Raw genomic sequence first — 23,920 nt, forward strand, 5'->3', positions numbered from 1 at the left:
TTATTACCGATTTTTCACGTTGTTATCCACAAGAAGCACATCGTAACCACTGCGGATATTAACTTTCACCACTTTTAATTTCCTGCCGACTAAAGACTTCGCGGCCTGAATGCCTGCACTGGCCGCCTGCGCACCAATACTGGGATCAAGACTGGCAATACTTAAACTTTGTATAGCCTGATCCGTTGTCTGCTTAGTAACCTCCGTTGCCATGTTTGCATTAACATCTACGCCCAGGATTCCATCCATGTCAAATACACTCAAATCAACAGGGAGAATATTGTTACCATATTGTATTGAGGTTACGTTTATTACAAATCTGCCATCAGCTAACTTTCCTTTACCCCAAACAAAGGTGTTTCGTGGTATAGGCACACCAGCAACAAAAATTTCCTCCAACAACCGCAGCTGAACTTTTGAGCCATCCATCACCTCTTTAGATTCCGCGATTACCGCCCGGACAGTGTTCTGTTTTACCTCACCGGCTTCATCGTCCGATGAATAAAACTTATTAGAAGTCCCCAATCGCGCCGCCCTTAACGAATCCAAAAAGGTGTTTCTCCTTCCGGTATCTGCTTCCATAAGCGATACCACATCATTTCCCCGTGAAGATTTGACACTAAAAACCTGACTTCGATTCGATTCGGACATTTCCTGCAAACGATCCTTAACACGTCCCGGATGCTGTATGTCTAAAATTTTTTCAAGCACACCAGAAATCTGTTCCATTTGTTTATCGGGTTTATCTTCACTCATTTCCTTCATCATAGCTTCCAATCTGTCTACACCTTGCAAATCCGCTTTTTCCCTCGGAATTTCTAAGGTTGACGTAGCTGTTTGTTCCTTAGTCGTACTCCTTTCAAGTTCGCTGTTGATTGCGGCAATCTTACGGTACACTTTTTCCTCGTTCTCATCTTTACTTGAAATTCCATAAGGGCTTTTCATCTGCGGATCACCTTTTACATATCCAATTCCTGACGTGTCGGCCCTAAAAATATTCTCATACACCGATGGAGTAGAGTAATACGGATCTTTCTCTTTCAGTGTGCGCATCTTAGCTGAATCCTTATCCGCCATTTCATAGTACATCAATTTATTCCAGCTACTATCACCGGATGCCTTAGCCCACGGCAAATCCATGTTGATACCATCTTTTTTAACAACTGTAACAATACCTTTGCTTCCATTGCCAATAACACCAAAAGACGATAACAGGATAGTCAAAAATGGAATCACCAAAACAGGCATTACCATCAGAAACTGTCGTTGTTTTCGCAGCTTTTCATTAACTACACTTTCATCACTTTTCATAAACTATTTTTTATTGTTATCTAATGCTTCCATTTGATAAAGGCTGTCTATAAGACCGGGCCTAGCAACCAGCAGACTATCATAAACACCCTTTCCGATCTTATCATTTCTCAGACTATCTAGGTATTTCCGAAATAGTTTCATTTTTTCTGTCACATATAGCGATGCTGGTGTGTTACTGTGATTGTCTGACGGCAAAACATTCTTGGGTATCAATATTGGCTGGATGCGAACATGGCTACCTGCGGATTTTCCAGCGTTTATCAGCACCAAAGCGGTAACAGTTACATAGCTGAAAATAAATACCACCAATATAACCTTTACCTTAAATGATGACCAGTTAGCCACCTTTGCATTCAGCCTATCAGCCCATCTTCTTTGCAAATGTTCCGCCTTCCCGGAGAAACGTTGTGAAAGAGCATCAACAACAGTAATACGACCTGCCTTCCGTCTAAATAATTTCCACATATAAAACAGTTTAACGTTCCGTAGTATTTATATCCCGATTTTCCAGCGTAGACCACCTCTCTATTAAAAAACCGTGTGAATTGTTGTCACTACGACTGATATTTCGTATATACCCTTCTGTAGTAAGGCTTCTTATCAATATACTTGTTGCTCTTATAATTCGCTGGTGGGCATAACACCTGAAATAATACGGATACTGATCCACATTCACGGAAACACTGTCTACTTCAATTTTCTGTGAAATATTTCCTGAGATCACATTGTTATAATACCCGCTTTCCTTTAGATTTTCATACTGCCTTTTCGCAGAAGCATCCGCCATGTATAAGGCACGGACGATATTGTTCTTAATGACAGTTTCATCGGGGTCTAGTGTGAAGAAATAGTAGTGAAACATTTTCACGTGATCCCGTGCTTCTACGGGAATATTGTCTTTCTTTTCGCTGGCAAATGCTTCCAGAACTTTTCCATTAGCCAGGACATAAATTCTATCCTGTGTTTTTGATGCCAGCAACATAGATTTGTAAATGGTAAACGCTGACAAAAAAAAAGACAACAGCACTATAAGAAGGGTGAATATCCGCACATGCGCAAAGGCACCCTGAATACTTTTCATTTTTTGAAACATACACTTTCACTTTTCATTCAACACATTGTTTCATTTCAATAATCCGCCAATCCTATACTCACGAGGTATCACCCCCCTTTAACTTATTAGCCATATGCCCATAAGCACGACCTGCATCCGCAGCCAATCCTTTACCTGTACTTCCAGAATCATATCCATCTTTGATATTATCCGGAGCATTATATAGGTTCCTCAAACCTGCTTCTACAGAATTGTTATCGGCAAACATGAGATCACCGAAACCGTCAGCAGCAGCACCGGCAGCCCTACCAGCCATTCCCGCAGCACCTTTGGCAGCACCAGCAGCAGCACCAGCTACTCCACCCACCGCAGCTGTCATTTTACCAGTAAGCGCGTCCCCGCCAACAAACATGATATGGTTAGCGATACTAGGAATAGTGGTATATCCGTAAATTCCTATTATCAAAAAAACCATATACCCCAAATCTGTTCTGCTAAAAAACGTATCACCGGTCTGACCGATTTGTGTAAGGTCAATTTTCAGCATCTCAGCTTGAATAGTCGCTATTACGGCACCGAATATCTGCGCAATCGGCAACCAAAGAAATACATTTATATACCTTGCCAACCAGTGTTTAAGCGTATGCTGAAATCCGTCAAATACAGAAAGCCCAAAAACCAATGGCCCCAATATTGCCAAGATGATCAAATTGAAAGTTCGCATGGTATTAATACACAGAGAAACAGCTGCAAATAAAAGCTGTAGTACTTCCGCAATCACCTCCTTTATCGCATTTCTGAAATTGTATGATGCCTTTGCAAAAGCGAATCGTATATCGTTGCCCACACTAGCAAAAAAACCTTCATCGGTACTGGGCTTTCCATCATGCGTGTATTTATACCATTGTTCCCTGCCGCCTTCACCAGTTGGGCCAACGTACATCTGCCATACATCTGTTTTCTTGATCGCTTCTTCTTTTTGTTTTAGCAGTGCAGCCACAGATACATCAGCCTTATCAACCATCTTTGCCGTCCCTGTAACAGTGGGTTGCATTACTCCATTAATCATGGTAATAACAGACGGAAATATGAGAATAGCAAAACCAATAATGAATGGCCTAAACAGCGGATAAAAATCAATAGGTTCCGCCCGTGATAAATGCCCCCATACCCGTGCGGCTATATACCATAGAGCAGCAAAACCAGCGATACCGCGCCCAACACCAATCAGTTCAGCACATAGTGGCATCAACTTGTTATATAGTTCAGCCAACACTACATGCAAACTTTTTATATCATCCGCTGCGCCTCCCGATTGTGCAAAGAGAAAACAAGGGAAAAAGAGAAATAAAGAACCAGCTAAAACAGCTTTCAACCACACATTCATACCCCACGATTTTAAAATGATAATTATTTCAACCCCTCCATACTTCTCATGCGCTCCACTTCCTTCTGTTCTTTCATACGCTGAATAGCCATAACAGTATTGGAAGAATTGAAGTGCCTTAAAAATGTCAACTTATCCAACACCTCAGCGTGTATCTTATCAATTGCATTCAACCGTTCCTCATCTGACATTCTAAGATTACTCGCTGTGATAACAGTTACCAAGTCATCCAGATTTTGAAGTGAAGCATCGAATAGCCGTCCATACACTCTCCCCATATACTCAATTTCTTCTATTGTAAAACTGCCTGATTCCTTCGCATACTGGAAAGCCCTTTTATACTCCTTCACCAACAAAACCTGATTGTTAACTATATCTGCCACACGGCTGTATTTCTTAATCGCCGGGTTCACCTCCATTAATCCATCCAAAAAAACTTTGTGTAATTGAAAATTACCCTGACTGATATTTTTGATTGTATTATAGCCGCCAGATAGAATTTCGTAACCCTTTTTGAGATCAGAAAGAATTTGTTTGAATTGCGCCAATTTTTCGATATTGAGAGCGAGTTGCGCCAGTTCTTTTGCCTGCGCATTGCTTTGCCCAGGTGCGGCCAACAACAAAAGAAACAAACTACATAAATAACAATAGAACCACTTCCTGCACTTTTTCATAGACACTAGTTTTATTCTGTTACTTTTCGCATTGTCTTTACGTCCCGCATTTCCTGCTGTCGCTGTAGCACCTGCACTTTTGTAGATGAACAAAAGGATTTTGTGAACAGATAACAATCTTGCATATCAGCATAGATGGCATCTATTCGTTTGATGCGCTCATCATCACTCAGTTCCATCTTCCCGGACGTGATCAACGGCACGAGGTCAGATAACATATTCTCGCAGCTTGTGAGCAATCTGATCCTAATGTCCGCTACGTAAGAAACCTCAGATCCAGCGAATAGATTACTCTCTCGCATGTCTTTTAATACTCCGGTAAAGTCCCTTGATATTTCAAGACTACTGCTGATAACCTCAGCAATGCGTGTATAATTGCGGATTTTCGAGTTTATAGTTTCTAGCGAAAGAAAAAAGTTTTTATCAAGGCTGAAGTGTCCGTCCTTTACATTGCCTATAAACGTTAAACCTTGACGGGCGATCTTATAACCTTTCTGTAGGTATTCTAAATAAACCTTGTTAGCTGCTATCTGCTGGAGATATACCTTTATCTGGTTACTCTGAGAAAAAACAGGCAGGTGCAGAAACAGAACCGAGCAAAAAATTATCAGAAGTTTCATAACACACTATTTAATTCCGTACATCATTTTTATCTGCTTAACGTCCTTTTGATCCCTCGCTCGTTGCAGCACCAACTTCTTATTTTCGTTATTGAACGAGCGCAGGTCGTTTAGGTTTATATCAATACTTTCAGCAACGCCATTAAGGATTTCGATTCTTTTACCATCAGTCATTTTGGTACTGAAAGAATTAATGACCAGGAACAGATTATCTACGTTCTTCAAACTTTCGTCAATAATGCCGGTATAAACTTTGGTCATGTAATCAATCTCCTGCGAGTTGAAATGCTTGTCCTTTTTGAAAAGTTTGAACGCAGCATTATATTCGTCCACAATAGCCACTTGTTTATTGATAATCTCTTTTACTCGTTTATATCCGCTGATAGCCTGCTTTACTTTACTCAGTTCATCAAAATATTGCTGGTATTGTTCTTTGTGCTTTTTCGCCCAGTCCGAAATTTCATCGAGTTTCAATTTTGTTAGAATATTCTCTACCTCCTTTTGAGCATTTTGCAACCATATGGTTTTGTTTTGCAAACGTTGTACAGCAAGATCGGCGGCTTTAATTGCAGCAATGAGCGCCTGCCTTGCAACTTCCCAGATAATCGCGTGGCTTTTCTTTGTCGGTGCAAGCACCAAGCAAAAACAAAGCATCACCGTCACAAAAACCTTGTTCATACACTTTGAGATTATGGGTTACACAATTTTTTTTCTATCTGCCACCATTTGCTCAATCGCTTTTTCCATGCTACCCAAACTTTCCGCGTACTCCAATACCTTTACCCTTTCCTTCCCCTCCGTAGTAAAAGCGTAGTACTCATGCGGGCATAAGTCATTTTTATATACCTTAGCAACCTGACCGCCTATCTCCATGAATATTTCCCGGTTGTCTTTATTCACACTAAGCAGGATGGATTTAGCTTTTTCTGATAGGCCCAGTGCAGCTTGCAGATGATCGAACTTGTTCATGAACTTTCGCATATCCATGAGAATCTTTACATCTGCGTTTGCTATTATTGCATCCTTGATGATGGGGGAAGAAATCAAGTCGTCTAACTCTTGCGTGATGACGATGGGAACGCCATTGAACTTTCTGAATGTTTTAAATCCGTACTTAGTAAACTCCGCCATAGATGGCTTTGCGATGGCTTTCCAAGCCTCATCAATTACAAAAACTTTTCTGATGCCTGCCAGCTTCCGAACTTTAGAAATGAACAGCTCCATGCAGATCAGCGTCACTACACTAAAGAGGACTGGATGCTCTTTGATATTGTCCATTTCTATCACCGTGAATCGCTGATTCAACAAGTCCTGCTTACCTTCTGCATTCAACAGGTAATCAAACTCGCCTCCGCGATAAAATGGTCTTAGCACATACAGGAAGTTGTCAATATCGAAATCCCGGTCTTTGAGCCGATGTAGTTTCAGTTCATCAATGAAAAAGTTCTGTAGGTATTCGTAGAAAGTATTGAAGCAAGGGAATGCTGTGGGATTCTCAGAAAGGTATTTATAGTATCCAGTGAGTGCATTGGAGAGGGCAACATATTCAGAGCGGTTAAAGGATTCACTTTCCTGCTTCCACAGCGCAACGAGCAGAGATTTCAGGCTTTCCTTCTTTTCGGTATCAAGTACCTGGCCTTCCGGGATATAAAAGGGATTAAAACGGATAGGGTTCTGTTCCGTATAGGTAAAATAATAACCGCCTACAAGATCACAAAGCCCACGATAACTACCACCAATGTCGAGGATCACACAATGCGCACCCTGTTCGTACATGGAATTTAGCATGTGATTTACGGTCATGCTTTTGCCTCCGCCCGATGTACCGCAAACTAGTGTACCCATATTCGAGCTAATCCCCTTCATACGCGGTGCTGTGTACGGATCTACGAATACAGGTTTACCGGTCAATCTGTCACAGAAGCGAATACTTTCCTGTGGGTTATCCGAACGATAATTACTTTCAAGGTTCAGAAAACAACATGCCTGTTCAGCAAAAGTATCAAAGGTGTCATTTGCTGGGAAATCAGCAGCGTTACCGGGAATACCACTCCAAAATATTTGGGCTGCACCTATCGTTTCTTGTTTTGCAATGGCGTCCATCTGCGCTAACGCAGACGTAACCAAATTGCGAATATCCTTTGCTTCTTCCGCCGATTCCGACCATGCCAAAACATTGAAGTGGGCCTTGACGGGAAGGCGCTGCTGGCTGATACTTTCATTCAGAAAGTCATTGACAGCATCGCGGCTGATCGCGTTCTCTCTGCTGTATGCAGCCAGTGATTGCAAGCGCAATCTCTTACTCTCGAATTTCTTTAGCGTCTGTTGGGCATCATCGATGATGATGTACTGATTGTAAATATGATTGCAAGGCAACAATAATCCCAGGTGCGAAGCAAAACCAATGGAAAACTTTGTCCGGTCGGTACTATACTTGTCATAGTTGATTCGTGATCCGCAAACACTCGGTAAACTATCATTGCCAGATAATGTAAATAACTGGCAATCTTTATTACCAACTCTCAGCTGATCTCGTAACTCAATATCCTGTACCAATAACTCATCTTCCTTATCCAGCAGGTAAAGGTATTTTTCAACCAGTCCGGCGCGTCTATCATGACTGAGCAATTCATCATTACCCATTCGATGCAGGATGATTCCAACATCTGACAAAACTTTTTGAAACTGACCTGCTACATCTTCAAATTCCTGTAATGCTACTGCGCTTAATGTTTGCTCAGGTACAATATTGGGCCTGATAAGGTTTGACATTAAGGACGTAGATCCTTTGCGGGCCAACGACCTTTTTGTTAGCATGATGTAACACTGATGGTCAAGAAACGGCCTGTTATTAAAGTACTCCTGACTACGTTTTTTCAGAAAGCTATCTGCATCTGAAAACTCGCCTTTATAGCGGTTTTTCACAAACCAATCTTGTTTATGAAACACGGTATTTTTGGGCAACAGTTTAATAGCTTTTATAAGCCCCTGATGCCATCCCTCAAAATCCTCTGCATGTCCGGTGAAAATCTCCGGCAAATCAACCCGGTAGGCGATTGTTATATCACCTTGTTTACTTAATATGCAGTTATGCTCTATATCTGCAATCGGGAAAATATTCTTTAGCCACTTTTCCATCTTCACAAATCTTTAAATGCTTCAAAATCATAAACCCTTTCTCAATGTTTACCGGTGTTCCTTTTTGAAGATGTGCCGGTCATTACTCTTTACAACCTTCGGAATACCTCTGCTGGCGATCTTCTTCATCATTCCATGCTCTCCATATTTGTTACTTAGTTTATACACCTTCGTAAATAGAAAAATGGTAAGACCTGCCACCAGGACAATGCAGAAGTAAGAATTGACCCCAACGAGATAGAGTATGGCAAATAGTAATAGCGCGATTACTAAACCTCCACCTAAGTACCAGATGTATTGCGCCTTCAAGCCTTTAAACTCTATGGCGTTGTTCACCCCTTTGTTAATCCTGTATACACTATTTGCCATACATCACATAATTTATAATCCAAAGAAGGAGCGCAGCACAGTGGCTACGATTACGAGGAAAACACAACTGCCGAACCATGCTGCCGCAGTCGAACCCGTGTCCGGATGGCCTGATGACCATTTCTGATAAACCCGTACTGCACCGATCAAGCCGAGAATTGCGCCTACAGCATACATTAAATCACACCCCACATCGAAATATCCACGCACTTTGGTATTCGCCTCCTGAATCCCCGCTTTACCGTCCTGCGCATATGCACAGACAGTAACCATTAATGAAACCACTGTCAGCATGGAGGCTTGCAGTGAACGCACTTTTAAGCGATTTAGCAACAACTTCATTTTCATACACACTTCGCTTTTATTGTTATCAAAAAAGTAAGGACAATAAAAGGCCCTACGCGCTACCTGACCCGATTTCACTAACCATCCAACACTATCAGGTAACGGCAGGGCCGAATACACTACAACAACAACTATTTAAAAAGAAACACTCCGCACCGTTCCCTACGCACTTGGTTTTCCTGCACACCGGTGCTGACGAGTGTTTCCTTTACGGTACTCATTCATCCCACATAGCACTTAATTCCTCCGCACTGAAATGAATACCGCATTGATCTTCCGCGATTACTTCGATTAGGTTGGTAATACCATTCTGATAGATACTACCTTTTGTTCCGGGATATTTGTTCAGCAGCGTTTTTAGGCGATCCGACAACTCATCTTTCTCCATCTTTTCTTTTCCCGCCTGATTAACCAACGCTTGTAACTCGTCAACCAGTGAATGCACAGGAGCCATCGTAGACACATCGGTGCTTTCCTGTGCAGTTGGCTTACCTTTGAACAAAACATCATCCACTGCTTTCTTTTCGACAGCTTTTCTTTTAACCCGTAAAATCGAACTGCCTTTTGCTTTGAAAAAGAAAACCACAACGGCATAATAAATTACCAGACCTAAGCCAAGCCACATCGCGTAAGTAGTCCATGAGATCATAATTGCATTGTTTGATTTACTACACAAAAATGAATCACTTTGAAAACTGGTTTTCACACTATGATCAGACGCAGGAGAAATATTTATTTACAGGAAGGAATATTCAAACAAAAGCGTTGGTGCGTGCATATATGTATATATAGGGGTACGTCCACGCATACATATATTTCCTGAATGCTACCTACAAAAGTTAAGCGGGTATATGTCTACCACCAAACAGATGTGTGCATTAGAATCTGACCTTATATATATCCATACACGCATACATTCAATTTTGAGGAAAAAAAAATCCCACTTCTGACAGAAGTGGGATTTCTCGCATTGTGCGACAATTATTACTGACTTTAGTTTAGAGACACAGGCTGGCTGGAATACCGTTGCCACTATTGCAACGCTTTCTACTGCTTCGGGTTTTCATCCCAGTAGTTCATCCTATCTTCCAGCCGGTCGATAAGTTGATTCATGAAAGAAAACCGATCTTTCTTTCTCAGACGGATTTCCTGAAATGTCCGATAGAAATTACCAATATCAATGTTAAACAATTGGGAAAGCTCGGCTGCAATATCCTTTACTTCCGCGTTACCATCATTGATAACGCCAGCTGAAAAGAGGGCATAGATAAGTTCGGTAAGAGCGGTCTTTGAGCCAGTCCAACGCAAACCCTTATTTCCTTCTCGTTGCACAAGTCTGACCTGTTGCTGCGATGCGTCTACCAGTGCCAATTGCTCGTACAGGTACTCGCAGTAAAGTTCATTGGCAATAAATTCGGCAATGGTGCTATCGTGCTGTGTTTGAAACTGGCTATCTACTATCATGTAAGTACCATCTGCATACATCAGATCATTCACCTTCCTGATAAAATAAACTTTATCTAAAAATGTCTGCCCTGATTTATAGTAATAATGCAGATCGGCATTTTTCTTAACGTGTTTCTTTATCCTGCGGATCTCACGTTTGAAGTATTTAACAGAGTTTAGTTTATCTGCCGGTATCGGTCGGTTAACCTCCAGGTCATAGAGCTTCCGAAAGAAAATAAGTCGGCTCATAAATTGGGGCTTCATTTCCTTGAAAAAGGAAATTTCACTTTCTTCATCAGCAAAGCCATTTTTTATTACCTGCTGTCTTAAACGCTCTATAGCTAACTTTACCACTTCAATTCCACGCCGTGCGTATTCAATTCCGCTAAGGTTTTCTATTTCTAATCCATCTAACTCATTTACCATTTCGCTATGGAGCGATACGTATATGGAATATCGCTGCTTCTGCATAGGGAATAGTTTTATAACTTTATATTACCCACACAATCAGCACAAAAGCCGTGCAAATCAGACTTTCACGATAGGTCAAAAAGGAAGTTTAAAACAGCAAATCGGAAATATTTCAACTGCGTTGATTCTGGCCTTCATTTCCCTATATTTCGGCCTAGAAAATAGACACTCAGGGTTTTAAAGAGGATGAAAAAACGTGGATAAAATTATGGGGAATAGAGGCCCGCAAGCATAGTTTTTGTATTGCAGGTAGTATGTACTTTCTAAACAAAAAGATCATGAACTATATGAGCATTCCTGATGGAGCATTGCGGTGGAGCGGCAGTAGGGAAGAATTTATTGAATTTGTAATGATAGTGGCAGACTTTTGCATCTGTAGTCATGAAAAATACTCAGCAATAAATAAACAGGATTTTTTCAGTCTATGTGATGCGCTGGGTAACGACTTATCAGTGTTCTTTAAAGTTGACATTTCCCCACATACTTGTTTTACAGACTTCCGAAAAAATACCACAATAGATAACCGCTTCACTAAACGTATAATTAGTTTAATGAAGCGGTTAAGGGATGATGAACAGTTTTTATTGTTTCTTTACGAACAAAAGATTATGCCATCAATAGAGTATATAAGTGATGAAACAATTAAATGGAACAACGCAGAAAAGATAGCCACCCTTCTCTGGCTTTACATTAGTCAGCGATAACTAAAAATCAAACTCACTAAACTATTAACGCATTGAAAAAACGTCAATGCGGAAAAAAAGCGCTCCCTGTCAGTATCATCATCGCATATAATCACCGATTCGAGCATACACAATAATTATGCCCGGACATACCGTTTCTTATAGGATTTTGCGAACTCGGTCAATACGGGAGCCGTGTTCTCCCTTTCTTCCTTTGATAGCGCAACGCATTTATTTAACTTTTTAAATAACTTTCTTGCCTCGCCTTTGAGCATTTGCAAACCCTTTTCCCGTGCCTTACTTTCAATATAGAAGGCTTCAATAACCCGCTCCAAATCATCACAAAACGCCATCAGCTTTTTCCGATCTTCACCGGTATCATAACCTCCATAATCATTTGTCAGGCAAATATGCAACCACGCCTGTAATCGCTCTCTCATGCTATCAAGGTCAAAATTGGAAAACACTATAGAAAGTATCTCCTGCCGAGATCCCCTTAATTGATAGTGCAAAGTATACTCCATTTTTTTGTCCTGATATTTCTTCATACGACTACAAATTTAGAGATTATTCAAGATGCTTTCACATCTAATAATCCAGACTTGCCCGCATCTACCAGTATATCCAGTACCAAATTGGCCTTTCCTCTTAACTTCAAAACATTGGGCATTGTCGGAGAAAAATCATAAGCATATCGAGCGCCAACGTAGGATTTCTGTAGCAGTTCCAGCAGTTTTTTGCGATCAACCTGGTCAGCAGGGAAAACCTCCAGCAATTTATAAGTTACAAGACCGGCATATCTCAGGAGCCTATCGACACTATGAGTATCAACAACAAAGCCACTACCAATCAAAATGAGTGTTTTCAATGACTGTTCAAAACACTGATGAATCATAAATGCAGCTAACTCCGCTTCATCCCGTGCAATGTATAAATCTGCACCCGCAAGAAACTCTGTGGCACGATGTACGGTTTTTTCATACTCTTTTTGCCACTCTCTCGGCTGCTTTACTTCTATTTCGTTGAGAGCAGGAAGATCAATACAACCAGCGTCATAAAGAACAGCGCCAGCCTTTTGCGCAGACGTTGCAAATATGTTCCCTTCCTTGTACTTTTCAGTAAAGCGGCCCTTCTCCATAACTATAATCGTTGTCCTCATTACTGGGGCGCATTTCTGCTCCAAAACATCTTCCCATTCGCTCATCGGCCTACCTTCCAAATCCGGTATTATTACTAACAGAAAATAATCGCCCATATAGTTTGATGCAGGAGAGGTACAATTGAAAATCGTTTCAGTACGGCGCTGGTAAAGTGACGACCCCAACAGATAAATCATTTCCGCAGGTATTGCCTCTCTAATTATTCGGACAATTTCAGGTTGTGCATTGTGAAAAAGACTGCTATGGGAATTGAACAAATTAAAGGTTCGCATCGGTTGTAGTTTTGTATTATTAAAATTATCGGCTATAGTTTATTACCATTTTTTGAACAACTAGCCAGTTCGATCATTTCAGTTGTAAGTATGGAAAAGTTCTTTGTTGTTACACGACCTATCATTTCAGCGTCAGCATTGGATAAAGCCATGTTGTACTTTCTATGGTATGTTGAAGTAGACCAATTGCATTGTTCCATGATGTCTGTTCTATTTCTTACCATAAAATTCTGGATGACATTATTAACATCTGCCAAAATATTTCCGCTCATATGCTGCGCTGCCGCTTCGATCTCGCTGCCAATAAACTGCGACTTTTGATTGCTATAAACAGTACTGGATGATGATGTAAATTCGGGCGCATTTGTATAACTCATATTTGGTGAATGCCGGTCTTTTTTATCCCTATTCTTGCTTCCAATAGGCCGTCCTGCTTTCCGTTTACTTTTATTGGGTTCGTCATCACTATTTTGCACAGGCAACACTGAATACCGAACCGCTCTACTATTTTCCCAGGCGAATGCCGTTGTCGGTTCAAGCGTATTAGGATCAATCTTTGGCCTTACACCTAAAGATTTCCAATTTCCGGGCTTACCGGGAAGCCCCTGATTAGATTTCTTCCCGGAGCCTGCACGAGTGACAGCTTCCGGCCTTGCATTCAGTAACTTTTTGTTTTCATTCGTATAATCATTCATTTCAAATTCCTGTAGACTGTTCATTATAGAATAAGCGTTTAATTGGTTATTTTTTAATTTTCTTTTGCCACATCAACCACGTAGCCTCTAAAAGCATTTCCATTTCAGTATAAAAAAACAACGACTGATGTGCTTTGTCGTGATGGATACTTTCACGGCAATAATACCCTACGCAACAGCTGTAGAAATCCCACAAGAGTGTTCTCGCATCCTGCAAAGTGAAATTGTTATAGAAACATTCAATTGCGTCCAATGATGAATGGATATTATTTTCCTCCATTCTGGATTGCCTGAAGCATAGTTCAGCTGCATACTTTTTTTCCATATCGCGTAATTTTTATGCGATGGTATATTTTTCTGAAAGGGGAGTTAAAATGGCTTCGCTAAAATCCTTCTTATGCTCTTTAAAAAATGAGATATGACCTATTCTATTGTACCATTGGGCAATGGCTGCATCCTGATAGGTTGAAAACATATACAAACGGCCTTGATGTATAACAAAGAAAGGATAGTTGATATTGAACCCTGAGATGGGTTTGCCTTTGATCTTTATTCCTAAATCCATTTGGAATCGCTCTTTTGTATAGATTACCTTGAAATAGATAACTGGTGTATCTCCACAAACAGCTATCCGATTAGCATTTGTTTTATTAGGGCGTGGCCTTCTACGGAATATCCGCGACCCAAAGTAATGATAAGTATATATGAATACTTCATTTTGTAATATTGGCAACAACTTTTTCCATTCGTTAAAAATTACCTGCGTATGCTTATCCCAGTTAGGTTCCCTGCAATAATCACGTTGCTCTCCTAATGCGTCTGACTTCTCCCTGAGCTGATCGGCTTTAATAGCCAGGTCAAGCTGGTATACGTTCATTAGCTTTTCATGTTCACTTTCCACCATAGGCAGAAATTTCACCCACGACAACACTTTATCATTCCCTATGGTCAACCTGCCGAGGGCTGGTATCAAAAAAGGCAATTGCCTGCCACTGTGGGGCAACATAACGAAAAATGCAAGTGATTCACGTTTCGCAGGGAATCCTACTTCCGGTGGAACTTTCAATTTCAGCATTTCTTCTAACGGCAGCGGGAAAGCTGATTTCTCAAATGGGAACAACTGCATGACCTCCTTTCTTTTTTTAACTGAGATCCCGCGCTCATTTTCTTCTTTGTCAAAAGATGCCGGATAACTAAAGGCAAGATCAAACACATCATTTCTCAACAGCTGAGAAAAGTAGCCCCTGCCGTATTTACCGGTTATCGCCTCTATTGTTTTGTAGGCATGTAGACAGGTGCCGGGTCTTTTCTCTTTACAGCTGCAAACAACCTGTAATGAATTGTCAACGATTTTAAATTTCACTACATAGTCGTTGGAAGGGAAGAAACTATTGAGCGTAAGTTGATGACTTTTGTACTCCATGAATTTAATGGTAGGTGCGCCTATTCCTGTGAGCAAATCTGCATCCAGACAATTTTCTTTGAGAATTTCAAGGGAGATACCGTAGTCTTTGGTCAATGGTAGGATCGCAGTCCCCGCTGCTGATCTTGGAAATGATTTAGCTGTAACCATGATTGTTTTGTTTCTCGCAAATCACGGAGTTATCAAAACGAAAACCACATTTTCAAATCTGTATTTTACCATTCCTTAGTTGACTTTTACAAATACTGAAAGACATATACTTGTATTGATTATTATGCTTATGACAAATTGTTCAATACACGAAGGGAAAAATGTTAGAAAGCTAAGGCTGATCTTAGGACTAAAGCAGAATCGGATGGCATTTATACTGGGAAAGAATTGGAACCAACAGAAAATATCTTACTGGGAAGGAAGGCATAAAATAGAGATTTCCACGTTAAATGAAATTTCCCATGTCTTACAGGTTCCTGTTTGGATTTTTCAGATTCCTGAAAATATATTTAATGGAATTGTATTACAGATTCTGAAGCCGATAATACTTGATGATTATTTCTATATGCAAAAAATTGTAGAACTTTACGAACGGTTATTACAAAGCGAAAGAGAGAGGTATGCCCTTTTAGAAGCAGTAGAGCGGGTTAAATGTGCAATGAGCAGCAGCGAATCAAAAGAAAGCACTAATCAATCTTTTGATTTTTAGCGTTCAAAGATTTTAATATCAATTCGAGTGTTTCTGAAATTTTATCGTATTGATTTGAATTGTTTGTCTGATGAAAGTTATTAGCAATTGTTGAAGTTTGAACTCCGCAATTTTCATAAAAATTCAATGTATTATATTGTACCTTTTCGTCACTAAAATCGATTAGCCCTTGTTCTGTTACTCCTAAAGCAACAGCGATTTCTTTTAGCCTTGAAATTTCAATTTCGCTTAACTGTTCAAGTTGCGATACCTCTTGCGCAGATATGCCCAAGGCGTTGCCCAAATCAATTTCGGTAAAACCCCGTAATTGACGTACAGCACTAATTTTTCGGCCTAGATGTTTACTATAATTATTTTCAATCACTGTCATTCAACTATTGTTTATCTTTTCTCAATTTTTCAGCTTTCAATCGTTCTCCTGCAATCAATTTTTCATACAAAGACATAGCCTGATGAATATCGAAAGTATTAAGATTCTCGATGTTATTGCAACAGATCCCGGAAGCAGATACACCACTTGAATCATAGAAATTAATAGTATTATATAATACCTGATCCTCATGGTATTTTTTTAGTCCCTCTACGGTGACTTCCAGAGCTTCTGCAACTCTCTCTATTTTTTCATCATCTAATTTCTCACTTTGTTCTAATTTTGAAACGGCTTGTTTCGACATTCCACCCAGTCTTTCGCCTAACTGAGTTTGTGAAAACCCACGCAAACGTCTTATCCTTTCAATCTTTCTGCCCATGTGTGCAGAGTTATTGCTATTTATAGACTTTTCCATTTGATTTTATATTTATACTTTGGTAGAAATTTTCTTTAACATTTCAACTTTCTCTTTTTCACTGGTTAAAAGCCTTTCGTAAAGTTCTACAATTTTCTCAACGGGATTAAATGTACCTGCAACTGAATTTATTGAATTATCAGAGAACGTGCAATCTCTAACGTTATTTATATTATTGATAACATTTCTTTCATCAAACTCTTTGATTACCTCAGCCGATACTCCTAATGCCTCCGCTACTTTTACCAACATAGCATCATCGATATTTTCCTGCTTTTCAAGTGCAGAAATGTCCTGCTGAGTTAATCCTAAATCTGTAGCTAAGGCATTTTGCTTAACATTCATATAGACCCTGATCTTTTGAATGTTCTTTCCATGATGCTTAGTCGTTTGTATTTCGGGAGAACCTGTAACCATAAACGAATTTTAAGCACAATATAGTAAAAGTCAACCAAATTCCAGTTAAAGTCAACCAAAAATCCCATGAAAGTAGGACAACTACGACTAATTTGCTAGTAAAGTTAATTTCCCTTGCCGTTGGCGATAATATAAACATGGATACGAGTGGCATTTTACCCGGCACCAGTCAATATTTCTAATACAATCTAAATCACGCATGAAGTTTTTCCTTTTCATTGCGCTGGCCGTTATTTGGCCGGCACGATCCCCCTTTGCGCAGGATCTCCAACCTGCAAAACCTCATCGCCTCTCCGTGGGTGATACTGTACCGGATATTTCCTTCTTTCTGTGGCCTGAATCCAAGCCCACACAGCTAAGTGACTTTTCCGGCCAACTGGTTATTCTGGACTTCTGGGCTACATGGTGTAATAGCTGCATACGGATGTTCCCTAAAACCGATTCCCTGCAAAAGCAGTTTTCCGGGCAGGTGCAGTTCTTACTAGTAAATAGTTGCCGGTCTACACAGGACAGCACCCCGCAGCTACAAAAGTTTTTCCGGCGCTGGCAGGACACGAAAGGACAGCCCTTTACCCTTGCTACAGCCACCAACGACACTACCGCATTCAAACTGTTCCCGCACATCTACATACCACACTACGTATGGATTTCAGCAGATCGAAGGGTATTAGGCATCACCAGCGCGGAAGCAGTTACTACCAGCAATATACAGAAAGCATTGAACGGACACATTCTACAGGAGCCTATTAAGGGCGACAGATACGACAAGGATTATTGACACAACCAAAACAGCATTTTTCACCAAAACACCTTTTATCAATGAGATTTATTTTTGTAGGATTTCTCTTTTTCTTAACCGCAGCAGCATCGGCGCAGCCGATTGCCCGTGTAAAGGTCAGTGGGCGGATATTTTCCAATGAACAACTGCCGCTGGCTGGTATTTCCATATCAGCTTCCCAAAGCAGTGTAAAAACTACGTCAGGCGCAGATGGGACTTTTAGTATCACGTTATCAAATATTCCCGACACCCTTCAATTTACCCATATAGGATACCAACCGCTGCGGATACCGGTTACCAGCGTGGCAAAGCCGCTGGAAATCATTATGAACATCGTTGCTACCGAACTTTCACAGGTTACCGTCAGTACAGGTTACCAGCGGATGAAACCTAACCAGGTCAACGGCTCATTTTCTGTGGTTGATAATAAACTGCTTAACCAGCAGACAGGAACCAATATCCTGAACCGTCTGGAAAGCGTCACACCGGGCCTGAGCTTCAATAAGGGTTACGGAAATGCCACCCGCAACCGTAATAGTACTGGCATTAATATTCGTGGCCTTAGTACAATCAATGGATCGTTAGAGCCACTGATCGTACTGGATAATTTTGTGTTTCAGGGGGACATTTCCAATATCAACCCCAATGATATTGAAAGTATTACTGTTCTCAAAGATGCAGCGGCAGCTTCCATTTGGGGGGCGCGGGCCGGAAATGGGGTCATTGTTATCACCACTAAGAAAGGGCGCTTTAATCAGAAACCAACCATTTCCCTTTCTTCCGGTGTGATAGTGCAGGAAAAACCCGATCTCTCCACCCTGCGGGATATGAGCGTAGCCGATTACATGGGCCTTGAAACCTTTCTTTTCGGAAGGAATTACTTCAACTCCGCCCTGAATCGCAGATACGTACCTGTTCCACCGTTGATTGAAGTATTACAGAAACGTAAAATAGGATTGATCTCGGCAGCAGACAGTGCGGCGCAGGTAAAGGCATTGCAGGGACAGGATAGCAAAGCCCAATACGAAGAACACTTCTATCGTCCGGCAGTAACGCAGCAATATGCTTTGAGTGTAAGCGGTGGTAATAACAACATGATGTGGCTATTGGCCGGAGCCATCGACCGCAACACGGACAATCTCAGTGCCACCTACGACAAGGCAAACCTGCATCTTTCCAACACCTTTAAACTTTCAGATAAACTACAGGTAGAAGTAAACGCCTACTATACCAATAGCAAAGCCAGTACCGGTAAGGAAAGTTTCGGCACCGTGGCAAGTGTGAATGGCAGGTATGCACCGTATCTTTCCTTTGCAGATGCGGATGGCAATCCATTATCCGTACCCAAATACTACAGGAATAACTATGTTGATACGGCGGGGGCAGGTCACCTGCTGGATTGGAAGTACTACCCACTGGCTGAATATAAGCAGCGCAGGGGTACGACCCGAACAGATGAATTACTAGCCAATATCAGAATGAGTTATAAAGTACTTCCATTCCTGCAGGCGAGTGTCCTCTATCAATATCAGCAACAGCGTACCGACCAGCAGAACCTTTCCGGGGCCGAAAGTTTTGATGCACGTAATACGATCAACCTCCTTAGCCAGGTCAACCGAACCACCGGGGAAGTGACCCGCGTAGTACCTGTTGGCGATATACTGAATACTACTTTTACCAATCTCAGAAGCCAGAACCTCCGGGGCCAGCTGGATTTTAACCGCAACTGGAAAGACCACAGCATAATCGCAATAGCCGGTGGCGAAATTCAGGATATTAATACCGACAGTTACAAGAATATCTATTACGGATATTCTGCAAAGCCGCTTACCGCTGCAAAAATGGACTACATTAATCCGTACCCTACTTTTATAAATGGCGTGGAGCAGATCATACCTGACGCCGGGCCACCGTCCAGCACCACGAGCCGCTTTGTATCGCTTTTCGCTAACCTGAATTACACCTACAAAGACAAATACAGCGTATCACTCAGTACACGGCGTGATGGCAGTAACGTCTTTGGAGTAAAAACCAATGATAAGTGGAAACCATTGTGGTCGGCTGGTATTGGGTGGGATATAAGTCAGGAGGGCTTTTACAGGCTGCAATGTCTGCCGCAGCTGAAAATCCGCGCGACTTATGGAACATCAGGCAACGTTGATCTATCACGCACCGCTCTGCCGGTTGCAGTGTATTCGGTAGATCCTCTGACCAACCTGCCTATAGCCGCTATTACCACCCTGAACAACCCGCGTTTACGATGGGAAACGGTTAAGCAATTCAACGTAGGCGTTCAATTTTCCAATAACTTCTTATCCGGCAGTGTTGATTACTATACTAAGCACGGCGCTGATCTATATGGGCCTATGGCATATGACTATACAGCATGGGGAGCGTCCAATTTTATTACTGCTAATGTTGCAGACATGCGTGGTAGTGGCATTGACGCTATCATAAATACCCAAAACTTAAAAGGAAAATTCAAATGGAATACTACTTTCATTTACAATTATGTCAACAATAAAACCACAAAATATTTTGAGGATCAGGCCCAAACAATAAATACCCTGTTAAGTGGAGGCAAGAGCATTACACCGGTGATCGGCAAACCGCTGTATTCAATCGCAGCTTTCAATTGGGCGGGCCTCGATGCAACAGGAAATCCGCAAGGCTACTTAAATGGATCGATAAGCACCGACTATTCGGCAATGCTGACCTCTACCCTCGGTAAAGACGGGCAACCCAGTATCGTTTACATCGGTTCTTCCATTCCCACTTCCACAGGAAGCGTGACGAATACTTTCAGCATTTCAAATTTCGAGGTATCGGTAAATATTGCCTATAAGTTTGGTTATTGGTTCCGTAAACCGGCAATTTCTTATTCCGGCATCGTTGCAGGCGCAATGGGAGATAAAGAATATACAGACAGGTGGCAGCAACCCGGCGATGAACTCCGTACCAATGTACCTTCATTCGCTTACCCGAATAATGCCAGCCGGGATATGTTCTATGCCTACAGTACAATCAATGCGCTTAAAGGCGATCATATAAGGTTGCAGTACATAAACCTGACCTACACGCCGGTTAAGCCGTTTGGCATTACCTCTTTGAAATTACTACAGTTCTATTTCAATGTAGCGAATCTCGGCATTATTTGGCGGGCAAATGACTATCGTTTAGACCCGGATTATCCAAAGGGCATACCTGCACCGAAAACATTTTCCGCAGGCATTAGAGCCTCCTTCTAATCAAAATATACAAATCATGAAACACACCATAACTATCATTCTCATTGCACTTTTAGGCGGTTTACCCGCTTGCAAAAAATACTTAGATGTACAACAGGATAAGAGCATTTCCAGTCCTAAAACTTTGCCTGAACTGCAAGGCTTGCTGGATAACACCGATAAAATGAACCTGCAAAGGACACCCAATTTATCCGAAGCATCAGCGGATGATTATTTTCTGCCTGCCGACCAGTACGATAACATCGAGGTAGAACAGCAGCGTATCTATACATGGAAACTGAAAGACTACCTATTTCAGAATGATTGGTCGATTGGGTACGAACCCATTTACATAGCCAACTTTTGTTTGGAGCAATTGCAGGAACAACCTGCCTCCGTTACTCAGTCAGCACGTAACCAAGTGAGAGGTGCAGCCTTGTTTTTCCGCAGTTATTATTACCAGCAGTTACTATGGACATATGCACCTGCTTACGATGCAGCTACCGCCGGGTCAGATTATGGAATAGTGCTACGCAACACTTCCGATTTTAACGAGCCTAGCAAGCGGGCCAGCGTTCAGCAGTCCTACATCCAGGTCTTACAAGATGCAAAAGAAGCAGCTGCGCTACTGCCGAATCTGCCATCATTACCCACAAAGCCATCGCGGGCAGCTGCATACGGTTTGTTGGCGCGTACCTACCTTTCCATGCGCAACTACGATAGCGCGTATCATTACGCGGATGCTGCATTGCAATTAAAAGGCAACCTGATGAACTTTAACGGCGATGATGATATTAACGGCAGCATTACCGAGCAAACCCCGTTCCGCAGGTTCAATAAAGAAATCATTTTCTATTCCGAAATGAACACCAATAATCCGCTGCTTAATTCTACTCGGATAGCTATTGATTCCGGTATCATGCAATCTTATGATCCGGACGATCTCCGGTTTACAGCATTCTATTACAAGGTGGATAACTTTTATCGGTTTAAGGGAAGTTATACAGGTAACGAGTGGCAGTATTTTACCGGCATTGCGACCGATGAACTCTACCTGATGCGTGCTGAATGTGCTGCACGTACCGGGAAAATGCAACAGGCAACATCTGACTACCAGCAATTGCTTTCTACCAGATGGCAACAGTTAGGCAACCCTCCGCCACTTGATCCCGCAAAAGCTGTCAACAATATATTAGTGGAACGTAGGAAAGAATTGTACATGCGCGGGCTTCGATGGATGGACATAAAAAGGTTGAATAAAGAAGGCTATAACATATCCCTGCAAAGAAGCGTAGCAGGAACAAAATTCCGATTGAATGCAAACGATCCATATTTCGCACTGCCACTACCTAAAGACATAGTGAGCAGTTCTGTACCTCAAAACCCGTAACGCCACATCGATGAAAAACCAAGCGGGCTGCCAACTGGCAGCCCGCTTTTCTATTTTATGGAAGCTATTTCCCACCCTTTATCAGATAGCACCAGAAGTGCTTTTTCTTTTTCTACCCCTTCCAGTTTGTAGTGGGTGAGTTCTGCAAACGGTGTATTATTCTTATGCTCAATCGTATATTCTACAATTGCCTCCTGACCTTTTCCTTTCCCTTTGCCTTTTCCATCCATTTGAATGCTGGTGATTTCTTTGAAATGCAATTCACCAATTTTTACCTTCTGAATACTGTACTCTTTATCTTTCTCAGTATTCGTTATCAGGTAGGGTTGTGCCTTTTCCGTAAATGTAATAAATGGTTGCCCTGCCTCCGCCAATGATTGTGTTTTCTGCACCTTGATATAACCCTCCGTTTCTAGTTTTGATCCAAGAGCGCGGGCGGCGTGACTGGGATCAGCCCGGAATATATCCCAATCAAGGGTTTTCGGATATTTCTTTGCAATAATTTCTGCGGCCTTTTCTCTGGACAATTCCTCAGATCCGCAGGACATAAGTACCATTGCTGTCAGTACATAGAAAAATGTTCGCATAGTAGTATTTTGTTTATCTGCAATTTACTAAAATAATCCGTTGAAATACCGCACCATAGCTACTTTAGTTACCGACCACAAATAGCGAAAGACCGCCTCCCGCGAAGGAGGCAGTCTTTTATGTATGCTACTAAAAATTACTCAGTCCGGCTGATTGGAATACAGGTTACCGCTACCAGAAATACCGCTTACATGGGCAGTTGTTCCGCTTTGTACTGCGGTAATAGTTAATCCTGACAGCTCAGAAGGACTAGACGGATTATCAACATAAGCCGCACCTACCAACACCCTGCAGGCTTTCTGATTAAGACTTGCGCAGCCTGCTAGGTTCTTTCCTTTGTATTCCCAATAGGTATTAGAAATATCCTGAACGTTCGCCTGCGAGTAAGGCTGCGTGCTGCGGAACTCGAAAACATACATATCAGCGCGTTTTGCACTTTTCGCTTCCTTAAAAGCAAAGCCAGTAAAGGCTACCACTACGGCACATATGCCGATTAAATACTTTTTCATAAAATGAGAATTTGAATGTTATAGATGAATGTTTACAATAAACCGGACAGTTAACCCTGATTGGAAGGTGGTGCGCGTGTACCATCGTTGCTTCGTTTACCACAGGCGATTAAGCCTAGTATGGCTATTACAATCAGTACCGCATTCAATGCAAGGTGCATCCTCCAGGACAGAGATTCCAGCAACCCCGCGCACATGCACGGTAATTTCCGAGCAAACACCATCATATAAGTGAGGTACAGCGTGAATGCTGACAGTAGCACCACAGACGCTTTAAAGCCATACTTGCGCGTCTGTGGTATAAATAGCAGCAATGCAATAAAGAGTTCTGACGTAGGAAGTGACCAAGCCAATAAGGTTGCATACCCTGATAAGACAGGTGATTTTTGAAGGGCATCCTTAAACTGCGATTGATGGTAATATTTATCAATGCCAGTATATAGGAACAGGCATATCAACAAACCCGCTGTGCTAT

The 23,920-nt window shown here is 41.6% G+C and carries 27 protein-coding genes; 5 read left to right on the top strand and 22 right to left on the bottom strand.

The genetic code is table 11. The features are described 5' to 3' along the window. Positions 1-3: 3 nt before the first annotated feature. From traM to UNH61_RS15015, 12 genes are all read right to left on the bottom strand, one after another. Positions 4-1,311, bottom strand: a complete 1,308-nt coding sequence (gene traM, locus UNH61_RS14960) for a conjugative transposon protein TraM (protein ID WP_326992761.1) — start codon at positions 1,309-1,311, stop codon at positions 4-6. A gap of 3 nt (positions 1,312-1,314) precedes the next feature. Next, complete coding sequence (locus UNH61_RS14965; RefSeq protein ID WP_326992762.1) at positions 1,315-1,779, bottom strand: hypothetical protein; 465 nt, start codon at positions 1,777-1,779, stop codon at positions 1,315-1,317. Positions 1,780-1,789: 10 nt separating this feature from the next. After that, complete coding sequence (traK, locus tag UNH61_RS14970) at positions 1,790-2,395, bottom strand: conjugative transposon protein TraK (protein WP_326992763.1); 606 nt, start codon at positions 2,393-2,395, stop codon at positions 1,790-1,792. A gap of 70 nt (positions 2,396-2,465) precedes the next feature. Further along, positions 2,466-3,755, bottom strand: coding sequence for a conjugative transposon protein TraJ (gene traJ / locus UNH61_RS14975; protein WP_326992764.1), 1,290 nt, complete (start codon positions 3,753-3,755; stop codon positions 2,466-2,468). A gap of 23 nt (positions 3,756-3,778) precedes the next feature. Then, positions 3,779-4,429 (bottom strand): TerB family tellurite resistance protein, encoded by a 651-nt coding sequence (locus UNH61_RS14980; protein WP_326992765.1) that lies wholly within the window; start codon positions 4,427-4,429, stop codon positions 3,779-3,781. Positions 4,430-4,440: 11 nt separating this feature from the next. Beyond that, a complete protein-coding gene (locus UNH61_RS14985; RefSeq protein WP_326992766.1) occupies positions 4,441-5,049 on the bottom strand; it encodes a hypothetical protein in 609 nt (202 codons plus the stop codon). A gap of 6 nt (positions 5,050-5,055) precedes the next feature. Next, positions 5,056-5,727: a conjugal transfer protein TraI gene (locus tag UNH61_RS14990; protein WP_326992767.1), complete on the bottom strand. Its 672-nt coding sequence runs from the start codon at positions 5,725-5,727 to the stop codon at positions 5,056-5,058. A gap of 18 nt (positions 5,728-5,745) precedes the next feature. Next, complete coding sequence (locus tag UNH61_RS14995; RefSeq protein WP_326992768.1) at positions 5,746-8,187, bottom strand: TraG family conjugative transposon ATPase; 2,442 nt, start codon at positions 8,185-8,187, stop codon at positions 5,746-5,748. Between the two features lie 48 nt (positions 8,188-8,235). Further along, complete coding sequence (locus UNH61_RS15000; RefSeq protein ID WP_326992769.1) at positions 8,236-8,556, bottom strand: DUF4133 domain-containing protein; 321 nt, start codon at positions 8,554-8,556, stop codon at positions 8,236-8,238. A gap of 12 nt (positions 8,557-8,568) precedes the next feature. After that, complete coding sequence (locus UNH61_RS15005; protein WP_326996168.1) at positions 8,569-8,850, bottom strand: DUF4134 domain-containing protein; 282 nt, start codon at positions 8,848-8,850, stop codon at positions 8,569-8,571. Between the two features lie 268 nt (positions 8,851-9,118). After that, positions 9,119-9,550: a hypothetical protein gene (locus UNH61_RS15010; RefSeq protein ID WP_326992770.1), complete on the bottom strand. Its 432-nt coding sequence runs from the start codon at positions 9,548-9,550 to the stop codon at positions 9,119-9,121. 398 nt (positions 9,551-9,948) lie between these two features. Further along, positions 9,949-10,818 (bottom strand): RteC domain-containing protein, encoded by an 870-nt coding sequence (locus tag UNH61_RS15015; RefSeq protein ID WP_326992771.1) that lies wholly within the window; start codon positions 10,816-10,818, stop codon positions 9,949-9,951. Between the two features lie 278 nt (positions 10,819-11,096). Between UNH61_RS15015 and UNH61_RS15020 the strand changes: the two genes are divergently transcribed. Beyond that, positions 11,097-11,522, top strand: a complete 426-nt coding sequence (locus UNH61_RS15020) for a hypothetical protein (RefSeq protein ID WP_326992772.1) — start codon at positions 11,097-11,099, stop codon at positions 11,520-11,522. 116 nt (positions 11,523-11,638) lie between these two features. Here the strand turns inward: UNH61_RS15020 and UNH61_RS15025 are convergent, their stop codons facing one another. The 5 genes from UNH61_RS15025 to UNH61_RS15045 are packed head-to-tail and all read right to left on the bottom strand — an operon-like array spanning position 11,639 to position 15,201. After that, entirely contained in the window at positions 11,639-12,049 is a 411-nt protein-coding gene (locus UNH61_RS15025) for a hypothetical protein (RefSeq protein WP_326992773.1), read from the bottom strand. A gap of 23 nt (positions 12,050-12,072) precedes the next feature. Further along, positions 12,073-12,933 carry a HEPN domain-containing protein gene (locus UNH61_RS15030; protein WP_326992774.1) on the bottom strand — a complete coding sequence of 287 codons (861 nt, stop codon included), beginning with the start codon at positions 12,931-12,933 and terminating at the stop codon, positions 12,073-12,075. A gap of 32 nt (positions 12,934-12,965) precedes the next feature. After that, complete coding sequence (locus tag UNH61_RS15035) at positions 12,966-13,652, bottom strand: hypothetical protein (protein ID WP_326992775.1); 687 nt, start codon at positions 13,650-13,652, stop codon at positions 12,966-12,968. Between the two features lie 22 nt (positions 13,653-13,674). After that, entirely contained in the window at positions 13,675-13,953 is a 279-nt protein-coding gene (locus tag UNH61_RS15040; protein WP_326992776.1) for a hypothetical protein, read from the bottom strand. Between the two features lie 12 nt (positions 13,954-13,965). Further along, complete coding sequence (locus tag UNH61_RS15045) at positions 13,966-15,201, bottom strand: hypothetical protein (protein WP_326992777.1); 1,236 nt, start codon at positions 15,199-15,201, stop codon at positions 13,966-13,968. 205 nt (positions 15,202-15,406) lie between these two features. Here UNH61_RS15045 and UNH61_RS15050 point away from each other — a divergent pair, with 205 nt between their 5' ends. Continuing rightward, complete coding sequence (locus tag UNH61_RS15050; protein WP_326992778.1) at positions 15,407-15,751, top strand: hypothetical protein; 345 nt, start codon at positions 15,407-15,409, stop codon at positions 15,749-15,751. On the opposite strand, the gene UNH61_RS15055 is transcribed toward UNH61_RS15050, so the two are convergent. Genes UNH61_RS15055 through UNH61_RS15065 form a run of 3 tightly spaced genes read right to left on the bottom strand, consistent with a single transcriptional unit; the run spans position 15,729 to position 16,953 of the window. Continuing rightward, positions 15,729-16,121, bottom strand: coding sequence for a helix-turn-helix transcriptional regulator (locus UNH61_RS15055; protein ID WP_073078655.1), 393 nt, complete (start codon positions 16,119-16,121; stop codon positions 15,729-15,731). The genes UNH61_RS15050 and UNH61_RS15055 overlap by 23 nt on opposite strands. Positions 16,122-16,125: 4 nt before the next feature. Then, positions 16,126-16,536: a helix-turn-helix transcriptional regulator gene (locus UNH61_RS15060; RefSeq protein ID WP_073078656.1), complete on the bottom strand. Its 411-nt coding sequence runs from the start codon at positions 16,534-16,536 to the stop codon at positions 16,126-16,128. A gap of 12 nt (positions 16,537-16,548) precedes the next feature. Then, positions 16,549-16,953 carry a helix-turn-helix transcriptional regulator gene (locus UNH61_RS15065; protein WP_326992779.1) on the bottom strand — a complete coding sequence of 135 codons (405 nt, stop codon included), beginning with the start codon at positions 16,951-16,953 and terminating at the stop codon, positions 16,549-16,551. Between the two features lie 199 nt (positions 16,954-17,152). On the opposite strand from UNH61_RS15065, the gene UNH61_RS15070 reads away from it, so the two are divergent. The 3 genes from UNH61_RS15070 to UNH61_RS15080 are packed head-to-tail and all read left to right on the top strand — an operon-like array spanning position 17,153 to position 22,348. Continuing rightward, a complete protein-coding gene (locus UNH61_RS15070) occupies positions 17,153-17,731 on the top strand; it encodes a TlpA family protein disulfide reductase (RefSeq protein ID WP_326992780.1) in 579 nt (192 codons plus the stop codon). Positions 17,732-17,772: 41 nt separating this feature from the next. Next, positions 17,773-20,979, top strand: a complete 3,207-nt coding sequence (locus UNH61_RS15075; RefSeq protein WP_326992781.1) for a SusC/RagA family TonB-linked outer membrane protein — start codon at positions 17,773-17,775, stop codon at positions 20,977-20,979. 16 nt (positions 20,980-20,995) lie between these two features. Beyond that, complete coding sequence (locus UNH61_RS15080; RefSeq protein WP_326992782.1) at positions 20,996-22,348, top strand: RagB/SusD family nutrient uptake outer membrane protein; 1,353 nt, start codon at positions 20,996-20,998, stop codon at positions 22,346-22,348. Between the two features lie 50 nt (positions 22,349-22,398). On the opposite strand, the gene UNH61_RS15085 is transcribed toward UNH61_RS15080, so the two are convergent. Further along, positions 22,399-22,935: a hypothetical protein gene (locus tag UNH61_RS15085; RefSeq protein WP_326992783.1), complete on the bottom strand. Its 537-nt coding sequence runs from the start codon at positions 22,933-22,935 to the stop codon at positions 22,399-22,401. A 141-nt stretch (positions 22,936-23,076) separates the two neighbouring features. Further along, on the bottom strand, positions 23,077-23,445 hold the full coding sequence (locus UNH61_RS15090; protein ID WP_326992784.1) for a hypothetical protein: 369 nt from the start codon (positions 23,443-23,445) through the stop codon (positions 23,077-23,079). Positions 23,446-23,920: the final 475 nt, after the last annotated feature.

Source organism: Chitinophaga sp. 180180018-3 (assembly GCF_037893185.1).
Classification (GTDB): Bacteria; Bacteroidota; Bacteroidia; order Chitinophagales; family Chitinophagaceae; genus Chitinophaga.